We start from the raw sequence: 13,223 nt of genomic DNA, 5'->3' as shown, positions 1-13,223 counted from the left end.
GGCGGCTGCGCTCTCCGCCCGGGGCGGCTGCGCTCTCCGCCCGCGGCGGCTGCGCTCTCCGCCCGCGGCGGCTGCGCTCTCCGCCCGCGGCGAACACGGCCGTAGGCGCGGATCCGCTCCGATAGATTCGTGACTCGAAGCGACGAATGAATGGGAGCTCGAACAATGGCCGAACCGACACTGGTACCCGGTGTTTTTGACCGACTGCTGAAGGACCGCATCATCTGGCTCGGATCCGAGGTCCGCGACGACAACGCGAACGAGATCTGCGCGAAGATCCTGCTGCTGGCGGCGGAGGATTCCGAGAAGGACATCTTCCTCTACATCAACTCGCCCGGCGGTTCCATCACCGCGGGAATGGCCATCTACGACACCATGCAGTTCGTCCCCAACGACATCGTCACCGTCGGGATCGGCATGGCCGCCTCCATGGGGCAGCTGCTCCTCACGAGCGGCACCAAGGGCAAGCGCTACATCACGCCGAACGCGCGCGTCCTGCTGCACCAGCCGCACGGCGGGTTCGGCGGCACCTCGAGCGACATCCAGACGCAGGCCCAGCTCATCCTGTCGATGAAGCAGCGCCTCGCCGAGATCACCGCGGGCCAGACCGGCAAGACCGCCGAGCAGATCAACGAGGACGGCGACCGCGACCGCTGGTTCACCGCCCAGGAGGCCCTCGAGTACGGATTCGTCGACCACATCCGCGAGTCGGCGACCGACGTCGTCGGCGGCGGCGGCACCGAGACCTCCTAGAGCCCGCGACTTTCGAGACAGGTAAGAGAAGAGAACATGGAACTCCCCACCTTCGGCGGCCCCCGCGGCGCCGGCTCCACCGCCACGAGCCCGTCGTCGCGGTACATCCTCCCCAGCTTCGAGGAGCGCACGGCCTACGGCTACAAGCGCCAGGACCCGTACGCTAAGCTCTTCGAGGACCGCATCATCTTCCTCGGCGTGCAGGTCGACGACGCGTCGGCCGACGACGTCATGGCCCAGCTGCTCGTGCTCGAGTCGATGGACCCCGACCGCGACATCGTGATGTACATCAACTCGCCCGGCGGCTCCTTCACGGCCATGACGGCGATCTACGACACGATGCAGTACGTCTCGCCGCAGATCCAGACGGTGTGCCTCGGCCAGGCGGCCTCGGCCGCGGCCGTGCTCCTCGCCGGCGGCGCCCCCGGCAAGCGCCTCGCGCTCCCCAACGCGCGGGTGCTCATCCACCAGCCCGCCACGGGCGAGTCGAGCGGCGGCCAGGCCTCCGACATCGAGATCCAGGCGGCGGAGATCATGCGCATGCGCTCCTGGCTCGAGGACACGCTCGCGAAGCACACCAACCGCGACCGCGAGCAGATCAACCGCGACATCGAGCGCGACAAGATCCTCGGCGCGAGCGAGGCCCTCGAGTACGGCCTCATCGACCAGGTGCTCACCTCGCGCAAGAACCTGACGGCGGCGATCCCCGCCCGCTAGGCCCGCACGGACGAAGGGGCGGTCGGCATCAGCCGACCGCCCCTTCCGTCTGCCCTCATCCGATCAGGCGGCGGGCTCCGCGAGCTCGCCGCGCTCGATCGCCTCGCGCTCCAGCTCGCGGACGATGGGCAGCACCTGCGTGCCGAACTGCTCGATGTCCTCCAGGTAGTGCAGGAAGCCGAGCAGGAGCAGGTCGACGCCGCGCTTGCGGTACTCGACCATCCGATGCGCGATCTGCTCCGGCGTGCCGATGAGGCCCGTGCGGAAGCCGTCGTTGTACTGCACCAGGTCGCGGAAGGTGGAGTCCGACCACATGCCCTTCCCGTCGCCGGTGGACGCCCCCGCCTGCTTCACCGCCTGCCGGAAGCCCTCGACGGCGTCGGGGTTCGCCTTCGCGATGATCTCCTCGAGGACGTCCTGCGCGTCCTGCTCCGTGTCGCGCGCGATGACGAAGCCGTTGAGGCCGAACCTGACCCGCTCGCTGCGACCGGCGGCGCGGGCGGAGGCGAGCACGTCGGCGCGCTGCTCCTCGAACCCGGCGAAGTCCTTGCCGTTGGAGAAGTACCAGTCGGTCACCCGGCCGCCCATCTCGCGGGCGTCCGTGCTGTTGCCGCCCATGAAGATCTCGGGGTGCGCGCGGCCCGGCACGGCGACGGGCGGCGGCTTGAGCGTGAAGTCGTGGATCCGGTAGAAGTCGCCCAGGTGCGTGAAGTCCTTCTCCGTCCAGAGGCCGCGGAGCACGCGGATGAACTCCTCGGTGCGGCGATAGCGCTCCCCGTGCTCCAGCCACGGCTCCCCGAAGCCCACGAACTCGTCCTTGAGCCAGCCGGAGACGACGTTCACGGCCGCGCGGCCGTGCGACATGTGATCGGCCGTGATGATCCACTTGGCGAGCACGCCGGGGTGCCAGAGGCCCGGGTGCACGGCGGCGATCACCTTGAGGCGCTCGGTCGCCAGCAGGAGGCCGAGGGAGAACGACGTCGACTCGTGCTGCTGGTCGGCGCCGTAGGACGCGGCGTACCGCACCTGGCTCAGCGCGTAGTCGAAGCCACGCCGCTCGGCGAGCTGCGCGACGCGGACGTTGAAGTCGAAGTCGAAGTGGGTGCGCTGCTCGATGTCGCTCGTCACGAGGCCGCCCGAGACGTTCGGGACCCAGTAGGCGAAGGACAGCGCGTCCGGGGATGCGGTGGCGGTGTTCTCGGTCATGCGGACATGGTGGGGGTGCGCCCTGGGGCGCACCCCCAGTGTTGCGTCGTGTGACGAGCGGGCAGGCGACGGGCCAGCAGGCGGCGCGCTAGCACGCGACGGGCCGTGCTCCCAGGGGTCCGGGCGATGTCCCATGCACGGGTTAGGCTCGTGGCACACCGCACGACTTCCGGGGAGGCTTCCATGGCACGCATCGGCGAGAGCGCGGATCTGCTCAAGTGCTCCTTCTGCGGGAAGAGCCAGAAGCAGGTCCAGCAGCTGATCGCGGGACCGGGCGTCTACATCTGCGACGAGTGCGTGGAGCTCTGCAACGAGATCATCGAGGAGCGCCTGGCCGAGGCCAGCGAGGAGACCACGGGCGAGTTCGAGCTCCCCAAGCCGAAGGAGATCTTCGGCTTCCTCGACGAGTACGTCATCGGGCAGGAGGCCGCCAAGCGCGCGCTGTCCGTCGCGGTCTACAACCACTACAAGCGCGTCCGCGCCGTCGGCACCATCGGGCCGGCCGAGACCGTGGGCGACGAGATCGAGATCGCCAAGAGCAACATCCTCCTCATCGGGCCCACCGGCTGCGGCAAGACGTACCTCGCGCAGACGCTGGCGAAGCGGCTCAACGTGCCGTTCGCGGTCGCCGACGCGACGGCGCTCACCGAGGCCGGCTACGTGGGCGAGGACGTCGAGAACATCCTCCTCAAGCTCATCCAGGCCGCCGACTACGACGTCAAGCGCGCCGAGACCGGCATCATCTACATCGACGAGGTCGACAAGATCGCGCGCAAGGCCGAGAACCCGAGCATCACGCGCGACGTCTCGGGGGAGGGCGTGCAGCAAGCGCTGCTGAAGATCCTCGAGGGCACCGTCGCCTCCGTCCCGCCGCAGGGCGGCCGCAAGCACCCGCACCAGGAGTTCATCCAGGTCGACACGACCAACGTGCTCTTCATCGTGGCGGGCGCCTTCGCCGGGCTCGAGGACATCATCAGCCAGCGCGCGGGCAAGAAGGGCATCGGCTTCGGCGCCCCGCTGCACCGCAAGGACGTGAACGCCGACGTGTTCGGCGAGGTGCTCCCGGAGGACCTGCACAAGTTCGGCCTCATCCCCGAGTTCATCGGGCGGCTCCCCGTCGTCACGACGGTCACGCAGCTCGACCAGCGCGCGCTCATGGAGATCCTCACCAAGCCGCGCAACGCGCTCGTCCGCCAGTACCAGCGCATGTTCGAGCTCGACGGCGTGGAGCTGGAGTTCGAGCAGGGCGCTCTGGAGTCGATCGCCGACCTCGCCGTCCTCCGGCAGACGGGTGCCCGCGGGCTCCGCGCCATCCTCGAGGAGGTGCTCGGGCCGATCATGTTCGACATCCCCTCGGACGACGAGGTGGGTCGCGTGGTCATCACCCGCGAGTCGGTCGTGCAGAACGCCGCGCCCACCATCGTGCCGCGCGCGTCCATGCTGCGCGCCGAGAAGTCGGCCTGATCCTCGGGGCCGCGCCGACGGCCCGCACGACGAGAGCGCCGCACCCCGTGAGGGGCGCGGCGCTCTCGTCATGCGGGAGGCGGATCAGTCGGCGAGACCGCGGCGCGCGAGGAGGGGCTCGATCACGGCGTCGCGTCCGCGGAAGTCGCGATAGGCCTCCAGCGGGTCCTTCGATCCGCCGACGCCGAGGAGCCGCGACCGGAACCGGTCGCCGTTCTCGCGCGTGAGGCCGCCGTTCTCGTGGAACCACTCGACCGTGTCGGCGTCGAGCACCTCGCTCCAGATGTACGAGTAGTAGCCGGCGTCGTAGCCGCCCGCGAAGGTGTGCTGGAAGTAGCTCGAGGCGTAGCGGGGGAGGACGGCGGGCACGTCGAGCCCGACTGCGGCGAGGGCGTCGGCCTGGAACGCGTCCACGTCCTCGACGACGTCATCGACGCCGATCCGGTGCCACGCCTGGTCGAGGAGCGCGGCGCCCAGGTACTCGGACGTGAGGAAGCCCTCGTTGAAGGCGCTGGACGCCTGCACGGCGGCGACGAGCTCGGCGGGCATCGGCTCTCCCGTCTCGTGGTGCACCGCGTAGGAGCCGAGGATCTCCGGCCACAGCATCCACATCTCGTTGACCTGGCTGGGGAACTCGACGAAGTCGCGGAACACGTTCGTGCCGGCGAAGCGCGGGTAGGTGACGCGCGCGAAGAGGCCGTGGAGGGCGTGGCCGAACTCGTGGAAGAGCGTGGTCGTCTCGTCGTAGCTGAGCAGCGTCGGCTGGCCGGCAGGCGGCTTCGGCACGTTGAGGTTGTTGAGGACCACGGTGGGCGTGTCGAGGAGCGCGCTCTGCGAGATGAGCGGGTTCATCCACGCTCCGCCGCGCTTCGAGTCGCGCGTGTGGAGGTCGAGCACGTAGAGGCCGACGGGGGATCCGTCCTCGTCGCGCACCTCGAACACCCGGGCGTCCGGGTGGTAGGCGGGGATGTCGGTGCGCTCGGCGAAGGTGACGCCGTAGAGCGCGGTCGCCGCACGGAAGACGCCGTCGTGGAGCACGCGGTCGGCCTCGAGGTACGGCCGCATGCGCTCGGTGTCGACGTCGTAGCGCTCGGTGCGGACCTTCTCGCTGTAGAAGGCCCAGTCCCAGGCGGCGAGCTCGAAGGACGGCTCGCCGCGCTCCTCCTGCGTGCGGTCGATGACGCGCTGCAGCTCGACGGCCTCGGCGCGCGCGTTGCGGGCGGCGGCCGGGGCGAGGCGGCCGAGCATGTCGGCGACGGCCTCCGGCGTCCGCGCGGTCTGGTCCGCGGTCACCGCGGCCGCGTGGCTCGGGAAGCCGAGCAGGGCCGCGCGCTCGGCGCGGAGCCGCGTGATCTCGAGCACGAGCGGCCGGTTGTCGTGCTCGTTCCCGCGGGATCCGCGCGCGAGCGACGCCTCGAGGATCCGCTGGCGCAGCGCCCGGTCGGTGAGCTGGGAGAGGTACGGGTGGCCGGTGGGGAGCACCAGGGTGATGAGGTGCTTCCCCTCGAGCCCGCGGTCGGCGGCGGCCTGCGCGGCGGCCGCGATGGCGCCGTGGCCGAGCCCGTCGAGCTCGGCCGGGTCGTCCACGACGACGGCGAGGTCGTTCGTGTCCTCGAGCAGGTTCGACTCGAAGCGCGTGGTGAGGACGGACAGGCGGCGGTTGAGGTCGCGGAGCTGCTCCTTCGCGGCGTCGTCGAGGCCGGCGCCCGCGATCGTGAACTCCGCGAGGTACCGCTCGACGAGGTACACGGACTCGGCGTCGAGGCCGGACTCGTGGCGGGCGTCGTGCACGGCGCGGATGCGCGCGTAGAGCGCGGAGTCGAGCCGGATCGCGTCCTCGTGCGCCGCGAGCTCGGGCGCGATCTCCGCGTCGAGGTCGCGCGTGAACGGGGAGCTGTCGGCGGAGGAGAGGGTGAAGAAGACGTGGCTGACGCGGTCGAGGGTGCGCCCGGCGCGCTCGAGGGCGACGAGCGTGTTCTCGAAGGTGGGCGGCTCGGGGGAGTCGGCGATGGCCCGGACCTCGGCCAGGTGCTCGGCGATGCCGGCCTCGAACGCGGGGCGGAAGTGCTCCTCCCGGATGTCGGCGAACGGGGGCATTCCGTAGGGGAGGGTGCTCGGCTCGAGGAAGGGATTCGGGGGCGTCGTCATACTGCGAGCCTAGGCCGGGCGCCGACCTAGGCTCGGGGGGTGAAGAGCGAGCGATACACCCATGGCCACCACGAGAGCGTCCTCCGCGTGCACAGCGCGCGGACCGTCCGGAACTCCGCCGCCTACCTGGAACCCCACCTCCGACCCGGGCTCGACGTCCTGGACGTCGGGAGCGGCCCCGGGACGATCACGGTCGAGCTCGCCGACATCGTGGCGCCCGGCCGCGTCGTCGGGCTCGACGTGTCGGACGACGTCGTGCGCCAGGCCGCGGGGCTCGCCGCCGAGCGCGGGACGGCGAACGTCGAGTTCGTCACGGGATCCGTGTACGACCTGCCCTACGCCGACGCGTCGTTCGACGTCGTGCACGCGCACCAGGTGCTGCAGCACGTCGGCGACCCCGTCCGCGCGCTGGCGGAGATGCGCCGCGTCACGCGCCCCGGCGGGCTCGTGGCGGCGCGCGACGTCATCTACTCGAAGGTCGCGCTGTTCCCCGAGTCGGACGGTCTGCGGCTCTGGGCGGACGTCTACCTGCCGGTCCACCGCGCGAACGGCGGCGAGCCGGACGCCGGATCCCGCCTCAAGGCGTGGGCGCGCCAGGCCGGCTTCGCCGAGATCGAATCGAGCGCATCCGTGTGGTGCTTCTCCTCGGACGACGAGCGCGCCTGGTGGGGCGGCGCGTGGGCCGACCGCGCGGTCGCCTCCGCCTTCGCCGGCCAGGCGCTGGAGGGCGGCTTCGCGACGGACGACGACCTGCAGGCGATCCGCGCGGGCTGGCAGGAGTGGGCCGCAGACGAGGACGGCTTCCTCGCCATGCCGCACGGCGAGATCCTCGCCCGGCGCTGACCGGGACCGCCCGCGGCCGACGACGTCGGGATCCGGGGCGGACGGCCCGACGGTCGGCACGCGGCCCGAGCCGACGTGCCGATCAGGCGGTCGCGGTGGCGGTCACGTCCCGGAGGCTCTGGAGCACCGTCGCGGTCCGGTCGACGTCGTCGTCGAGCCGCCCGTCGTGCGCCTCCAGCGCGCGGCGCACGAACTCCACGCGAGCGCGCTCCATCCGGGTGAGCATCGCGCTGCCCTCGGGACCGAGGGTCAGGACCGTCTCGGCTCCGTCCGGCGTCTCGACGACGTACCGCCGGTGGACCATGCTGGCGAGCCCGGGCGTCACGGCGGCGCCGGAGGTCCGGCACCTGGTCATGAGGTCGTGGCGGGTCACCCGGTCGTACCGGGCGATGATGCGCAGGAAGAGCACCTGGAGCCCGGTCAGCGGCTCCCAGACGGGCAGGAGCGCCTCGTGCATGTCGTCGGAGAGGGACATCACGGCGTCCGCCAGGAGGCGGAGCTCGTCGTCCCCGGGTCGTCCGGTCCGCCGGTCCGCGCGGGGACGGGACGTGTCCGGATGCGCTCCTCGGGCGTGGGTGTCCATGTGGTCCCCTGTCGTGTGGGTCGGGCGGCCGGCTTCGGGCGGGCGCGCGTCGACACCGCCCGCGGGGGCCGGGCGGGCGGTCGTCGGTCGCGGTCGGACGGGCGCCGGCGACGGTGCGCCGCGGTCGTCCCGGGTCAGGAGGTCAGTCGTCGAAGGGATCGTCGGTGGACTCGCCGGGGATCGTGATGGTCGCCGCGTCCTCCACGGGGTCGTAGCGGATCACGGTGCCGTCGTCGAGCTCGACGACCGGCTTCCGCTCGAGCCACGTGAGGGTCCAGCGCCACTGGGACGTGTCGGCGTCGAGGGCGAGCACGTCGCCCTCGACGGTCTTCACCGCGAGGAGGACGACCTCGGGCAGGTCAGCCGGGGCGGTGCCGCCGACGGGCCAGCGGGTGCCGAGCTGCATCAGACGTCCTGCTCGTAGGTGACCCACGTGGTGCGGCGGGCGACCCGGTCGTAGAGGCGCTGCGCGTCGGCGTTGTCCTCCGCGGTGATCCAGCGGAGCATGCTCGCGCCGTCGCGGCGAGCGACGTCGGCGACCGCGGCGATGAGCTGCTCGCCGACGCCCTGACGGCGCGAGATCTCGCGCACGTAGAGGTCGTCGACCAGGAGGCCGTCGGTGCCGCGCGCCAGGCGGGAGAAGCGGTGGAAGTGCGCCAGGCCGACGAGGGCGCCCTCGTGCGCGTCGTCGACGGCGACGAGCGCGGAGCTCGCGTGGGCGTCGTCGATGAGGTGGCTCCATGCGAGGACTGCGTTCTCGTCCGTCAGCTCGGTGCCGTAGAACTCGGCATAGCCGGAGAACAGGTCGAACCAGGGGAAGAAGTCGCCGTCGCGGACGGGGCGGATCGAGATGGTCATGCGTCGGTCTCCTCGGGCTGCTCGGCGTTCGCGAGCGTGATGCGGGTGACGGCGGGGCCGTCCCCCTCGGTGAAGGTCAGGTCGGTGATGCGTCCCACGGCGCGGAGGTCGCGGGCGACCAGCTCGAGCGAGCGGATGTCCTCGGGCGACGCGGACACCACGGCCTCGGCCACGGGCGTCTTCTGCGACGCCTTGGCGTCGGTCTTGGCGCGCCGGATCCCCACGAGCGCCCGGCCGGCGAGGGCCAGGAGACGCGCGTCGGCCGTGCCGCCGGTCGCCGGGGCGTCCGGGGTCGGCGCGGTCGGCCAGGGAGCGGTGTGGATCGAGCCGTCGTGCGACCAGCTCCACGCCTCCTCGGCCGCGAACGGCACGAAGGGCGCGAACAGGCGCAGCAGCACGTCGAGGGCCTCGCGGAGCGCCGCGACGGCGGATCCCCGGTCGGCCGGGTCGGCGTCGGCCGAGTAGGCGCGGTCCTTCACGAGCTCCAGGTAGTCGTCGCAGAAGGTCCAGAAGAAGCTCTCGGTGACCTCGAGCGCGCGCGCGTGGTCGTACTCCTCGAGCGCGGCGGTCGCGGTCTCGACGACCTCGGCCAGGGCGGCGAGCATCCCCACGTCGATGGCGTGGGTGGCGCGGGCGCCCTCGGGGGCCTCGAAGGAGAGGATGAACTTCGCCGCGTTGAGGACCTTGATCGCGAGACGGCGGCCGATCTTGATCTGCGTCGGGTTCTGCGGGTCCATCGCCGCGTCGACGCCGAGCCGCGCGGAGGCGGCCCAGTAGCGCACGGCGTCGGAGCCGAACTGCTCGAGCGTGGCCGCGGGGGTCACGACGTTGCCCTTCGACTTCGACATCTTCTTGCGGTCGGGGTCGAGGATCCAGCCGGAGATCGCGGCGGTCTTCCACGGGGCGGCGCCGTGCTCCAGCTCGGCCCGGAGGACCGTGGAGAAGAGCCACGTGCGGATGATGTCCTGGCCCTGCGGGCGCATGGAGAACGGGAAGACGAGGTCGAACAGCTCCGGGTCGCGCTCCCAGCCGCCCGCGAGCTGCGGGGTGAGGGAGGAGGTCGCCCAGGTGTCCATGACGTCGAGCTCGCCCTGGAAGCCGCCGGGCACGCCGCGCTGGTCCTCCGTGTAGCCGGGGGCGGGATCCGACGACGGGTCGACGGGGAGCTGGTCCTCGGTCGGGGTGATGGCGCGGTCGAACTCCGGGTTGCCGTCGGCGTCGAGCGGGTACCAGACGGGCAGCGGCACGCCGAAGAAGCGCTGGCGGGAGACGAGCCAGTCGCCGTTGAGGCCGCCGACCCAGTTCTCGTAGCGGACGCGCATGAAGTCGGGCACGAAGCCGATCTCGCGGCCGCGGCCGATGAGGCCTGCGCGCAGCTCCTCGTCGCGCCCTCCGTTGCGGATGTACCACTGGCGGGTCGAGACGATCTCGAGGGGCTTGTCGCCCTTCTCGTAGAACTTGACGGGGTGGGTGATCTTGCGGGGCTCGCCGATGAGCTCGCCGGACTCGGTGAGGAGCTCGACGACGGCCGCCTTCGCGGAGAAGACCGTCTTGCCGGCGATGGCGGCGTACGCCGCGCGTCCGGCGTCGGACGAGATGGCCGCGGGCGCCTCAGAGACGATGCGGCCGTCGAAGCCGACGATCGCGCGGTTCTCGAGCTGCAGCTCGCGCCACCACACGACGTCGTTGAGGTCGCCGAAGGTGCAGACCATCGCGATGCCGGATCCCTTGTCGGGCTGCGCGAGGTGGTGCGCGAGCACCGGCACCTCGACGCCGAACACGGGGGTCGTCACCGTCGTGCCGAACAGGCCCTGGTAGCGCTCGTCGTCGGGGTGCGCGACGAGGGCGACGCACGCGGCGAGGAGCTCGGGGCGCGTCGTGTCGATGATCACGTCGTCGCCGCCCGCGCGGTGGAACGCGAGGCGGTGGTACGCGCTCGGCTGCTCGCGGTCCTCGAGCTCGGCCTGCGCGACCGCCGTGCGGAACGTGACGTCCCAGAGGGTCGGGGCGTCGGCCTGGTACGCCTCGCCGCGGGCGAGGTTGCGGAGGAACGCGCGCTGCGAGGCGACCTGCGCCTCCTGGCCGATGGTGCGGTAGCTCTGGCGCCAGTCGACGCTCAGGCCGAGGGTGCGGAAGAGGTCCTCGAACTGCTTCTCGTCCTCCTCGGTGAGGCGCTCGCACAGCTCGATGAAGTTGCGCCGGGAGATCGGCTGCTGGTCGGCGGGCTTGGACGTGCCGCCCGTCTCGGAGGGCTGGTACGCCGGGTCGTAGGGGAGCGTGGGGTCGCAGCGGACGCCGTAGAAGTTCTGCACGCGGCGCTCGGTGGGGAGCCCGTTGTCGTCCCAGCCGAGCGGGTAGAAGACGCTCTCGCCGCGCATGCGGCGGTAGCGGGCGATGACGTCGGTGTGCGTGTAGCTGAAGACGTGGCCGATGTGCAGGGATCCGCTCGCCGTGGGCGGCGGGGTGTCGATCGAGAAGACGGTGCCGGCTGCGGCCTCGTCGCGGCGGAAGTCGTACGTGCCGTCGGCCTGCCAGCGGCCGCCCCACTTCGCCTCGAGGCCCTCGAGGGCCGGCTTGTCGGGGACCCGGGCGACTTGACCGGTCGTCTCCTGCGCGGTGTCCGGACGTCGTTCGTCAGCCATGCGTGCTCCGGTTCCCTCGATGTGGACGGCACCGTGTCGATGGTGAGGTGCCTTCTGTGCGGGGATCAGGCTACCGGATGGGGGCGCGATGACCGGATGCGGGGGCGACCGCGGCCCCCGCATCCGGTGATCCGCCTCAGACGGTCGCTCCTCCCGCGGCCTCGCGGAACCGGCGGCGCATGTGCTCCAGGCGGTCGGTCAGCTCCGCGGGAACGCGGTCGCCGAAGCGGGCGAAGTGCGCCTCCACGGCGTCCAGCTCCTCCAGCCAGAGGGCCGGATCCAGCGCCAGGAGCTCGTCGAGCGCGCCCTCGGCGAGGTCGAGACCGGTGACGTCGAGGTCGCCGGGCACGGGCAGGCCGCCGACCGGCGACGGGCGGACGGGCACGCGGTCCTCGACGCGGCGCACGATCCACTCGAGCACGCGGGCGTTCTCGCCGAAGCCGGGCCAGAGGAACGAGCCGTCCTCGCCCTTGCGGAACCAGTTGACCTGGAAGACGCGGGGCGCGCCGGCGCCGAGACCCGCGCCGACCTCGAGCCAGTGCCGCCAGTGGTCGGCCATGTCGTAGCCGCAGAACGGCTGCATCGCGAAGGGGTCGTGGCGGAGCTCGCCGACCCGGCCCTCGGCGGCTGCCGTCCTCTCCGACGCCATGGTCGCCCCGATGAAGACGCCGTGCTCCCAGTCGTCCGCCTCGGCCACGAGCGGCACGTTCGTGGCGCGGCGGCCGCCGAAGAGGATCGCGTCGACCACCACGCCGTCGGGGTCGTCCCAGTCGTCCGCGAGCGACGGGCACTGCTCGAGGCCCACGGTGAAGCGCGCGTTCGGGTGGGCGGCGGGCGTGCCGGATCCGGGCGACCACGGCCTGCCCTGCCAGTCGACGAGGCCGGCCGGCGGCGTGGGCGTCATGCCCTCCCACCACACGTCGCCGTCGGGGCGGAGGGCGACGTTCGTGTAGATCGCGTTGCCCCAGATCGTCGACATGGCGACGGGGTTTGTGGTCTCGCCCGTTCCCGGGGCCACGCCGAAGAGGCCGCGCTCGGGGTTCACGGCACGGAGCCGGCCCTGCACGTCGGGGCGGAGCCAGGCGATGTCGTCGCCCAGCGTCTCGACCGTCCAGCCGGGGATGGTCGGGGTAAGCATGGCGAGGTTCGTCTTGCCGCATGCCGAGGGGAACGCGGCCGCCACGTGGAAGCGGCGGCCCTCCGGGCTCGTGATCCGGATGAGGAGCATGTGCTCCGCGAGCCAGCCCCCGTCACGCGCCATCACCGAGGCGATGCGAAGGGAGAAGCACTTCTTCCCCAGCAGCGCGTTGCCGCCGTAGCCGGAGCCGTACGAGATGATCTCCCGTTCCTCCGGGAAGTGGCAGATGCGCTTGTCGGCGTTGTGCGGCCACGGCACGTCGGGGTGGCGGATCCCGTCGTCGTCGACGAGGGGGGCGCCGAGCCCGTGCAGCGCGCGCACCCACGTCGTGTCCGGGCCGATCAGGCGGAGCGCCTCGTCGCCCATCCGGGTCATGAGCGCCATGCTCGCAACGACGTAGGGGCTGTCGGTGATCTGCACGCCGAGCTGCGAGATCGCGCCGCCGAGCGGGCCCATGGAGAACGGGACGACGTAGAGGGTGCGGCCGCGCATGGATCCGGCGAACAGGTCGCGGAGCTCGGCGCGCGTGCCGGCCGGGTCGCGCCAGTTGTTGGTGGGGCCGGCGTCGGCCTCGTCCTCCGAGCAGATGAACGTGCGGTCCTCGACGCGCGCCACGTCGGCCGGGTCGCTGCGGGCGAGGAAGCTGTGCGGGCGCCACTCGGGGTTCAGACGGATGAGCGTGCCGGCGTCGACCATCTCGCGGGTGAGGCGGTCGTACTCGGCGACGCTGCCCGTGCACCACACGACCCGGTCGGGGAGGGTGAGCCGGGCGACGTCGGCGACCCACTCCGCGACGCGCGGGTCGCGGCAGTGCGCGGGTGCTCCGGTGCCGGGCGGCAGGGGGGCGGCGGCCCGGGATGCGGGCGATGCG

At 71.9% G+C, this 13,223-nt stretch carries 11 protein-coding genes; 4 read left to right on the top strand and 7 right to left on the bottom strand.

Translation table 11 applies throughout. From position 1 onward, the window contains the following. Nucleotides 1-165 precede the first annotated feature (165 nt). Nucleotides 166-753, top strand: a complete 588-nt coding sequence (locus DZG00_RS06000; RefSeq protein ID WP_012038150.1) for an ATP-dependent Clp protease proteolytic subunit — start codon at nt 166-168, stop codon at nt 751-753. Nucleotides 754-789: 36 nt separating this feature from the next. Beyond that, nucleotides 790-1,470 carry an ATP-dependent Clp protease proteolytic subunit gene (locus tag DZG00_RS05995; protein WP_119383049.1) on the top strand — a complete coding sequence of 227 codons (681 nt, stop codon included), beginning with the start codon at nt 790-792 and terminating at the stop codon, nt 1,468-1,470. A 63-nt stretch (nt 1,471-1,533) separates the two neighbouring features. Here DZG00_RS05995 and sfnG read toward each other — a convergent pair whose 3' ends face one another. Then, nucleotides 1,534-2,676, bottom strand: coding sequence for a dimethylsulfone monooxygenase SfnG (gene sfnG, locus DZG00_RS05990; RefSeq protein ID WP_119455461.1), 1,143 nt, complete (start codon nt 2,674-2,676; stop codon nt 1,534-1,536). Between the two features lie 183 nt (nt 2,677-2,859). Between sfnG and clpX the strand changes: the two genes are divergently transcribed. Continuing rightward, the gene (gene clpX, locus DZG00_RS05985) at nt 2,860-4,140 is read left to right on the top strand and encodes an ATP-dependent Clp protease ATP-binding subunit ClpX (RefSeq protein WP_119383006.1); all 1,281 of its coding nucleotides are present in this window, start codon (nt 2,860-2,862) and stop codon (nt 4,138-4,140) included. 84 nt (nt 4,141-4,224) lie between these two features. On the opposite strand, the gene DZG00_RS05980 is transcribed toward clpX, so the two are convergent. Beyond that, nucleotides 4,225-6,288 carry a M3 family metallopeptidase gene (locus DZG00_RS05980; RefSeq protein WP_119455460.1) on the bottom strand — a complete coding sequence of 688 codons (2,064 nt, stop codon included), beginning with the start codon at nt 6,286-6,288 and terminating at the stop codon, nt 4,225-4,227. 39 nt (nt 6,289-6,327) lie between these two features. On the opposite strand from DZG00_RS05980, the gene DZG00_RS05975 reads away from it, so the two are divergent. Next, the gene (locus DZG00_RS05975; RefSeq protein ID WP_119381827.1) at nt 6,328-7,131 is read left to right on the top strand and encodes a methyltransferase domain-containing protein; all 804 of its coding nucleotides are present in this window, start codon (nt 6,328-6,330) and stop codon (nt 7,129-7,131) included. A gap of 82 nt (nt 7,132-7,213) precedes the next feature. On the opposite strand, the gene DZG00_RS05970 is transcribed toward DZG00_RS05975, so the two are convergent. The 5 genes from DZG00_RS05970 to DZG00_RS05950 all read right to left on the bottom strand — a co-directional run. Further along, nucleotides 7,214-7,606 (bottom strand): winged helix DNA-binding protein, encoded by a 393-nt coding sequence (locus DZG00_RS05970; protein WP_147359937.1) that lies wholly within the window; start codon nt 7,604-7,606, stop codon nt 7,214-7,216. A gap of 250 nt (nt 7,607-7,856) precedes the next feature. Then, nucleotides 7,857-8,120: a hypothetical protein gene (locus DZG00_RS05965; RefSeq protein WP_119381829.1), complete on the bottom strand. Its 264-nt coding sequence runs from the start codon at nt 8,118-8,120 to the stop codon at nt 7,857-7,859. Then, nucleotides 8,120-8,572 (bottom strand): GNAT family N-acetyltransferase, encoded by a 453-nt coding sequence (locus DZG00_RS05960; RefSeq protein ID WP_119381830.1) that lies wholly within the window; start codon nt 8,570-8,572, stop codon nt 8,120-8,122. Before DZG00_RS05960 ends, DZG00_RS05965 begins: the two co-directional genes overlap by 1 nt. Next, complete coding sequence (gene valS / locus DZG00_RS05955) at nt 8,569-11,214, bottom strand: valine--tRNA ligase (RefSeq protein WP_119381831.1); 2,646 nt, start codon at nt 11,212-11,214, stop codon at nt 8,569-8,571. Before valS ends, DZG00_RS05960 begins: the two co-directional genes overlap by 4 nt. 136 nt (nt 11,215-11,350) lie before the next feature. Continuing rightward, nucleotides 11,351-13,223 (bottom strand): phosphoenolpyruvate carboxykinase (GTP) (locus DZG00_RS05950; protein ID WP_119455459.1); only part of this gene is annotated, 1,873 nt, incomplete at its 5' end.

Source organism: Clavibacter lycopersici, from assembly GCF_003576405.1.
GTDB classification, from domain to species: domain Bacteria; phylum Actinomycetota; class Actinomycetes; order Actinomycetales; family Microbacteriaceae; genus Clavibacter; species Clavibacter lycopersici.
This window is presented reverse-complemented; position numbering and strand designations above follow the sequence as displayed.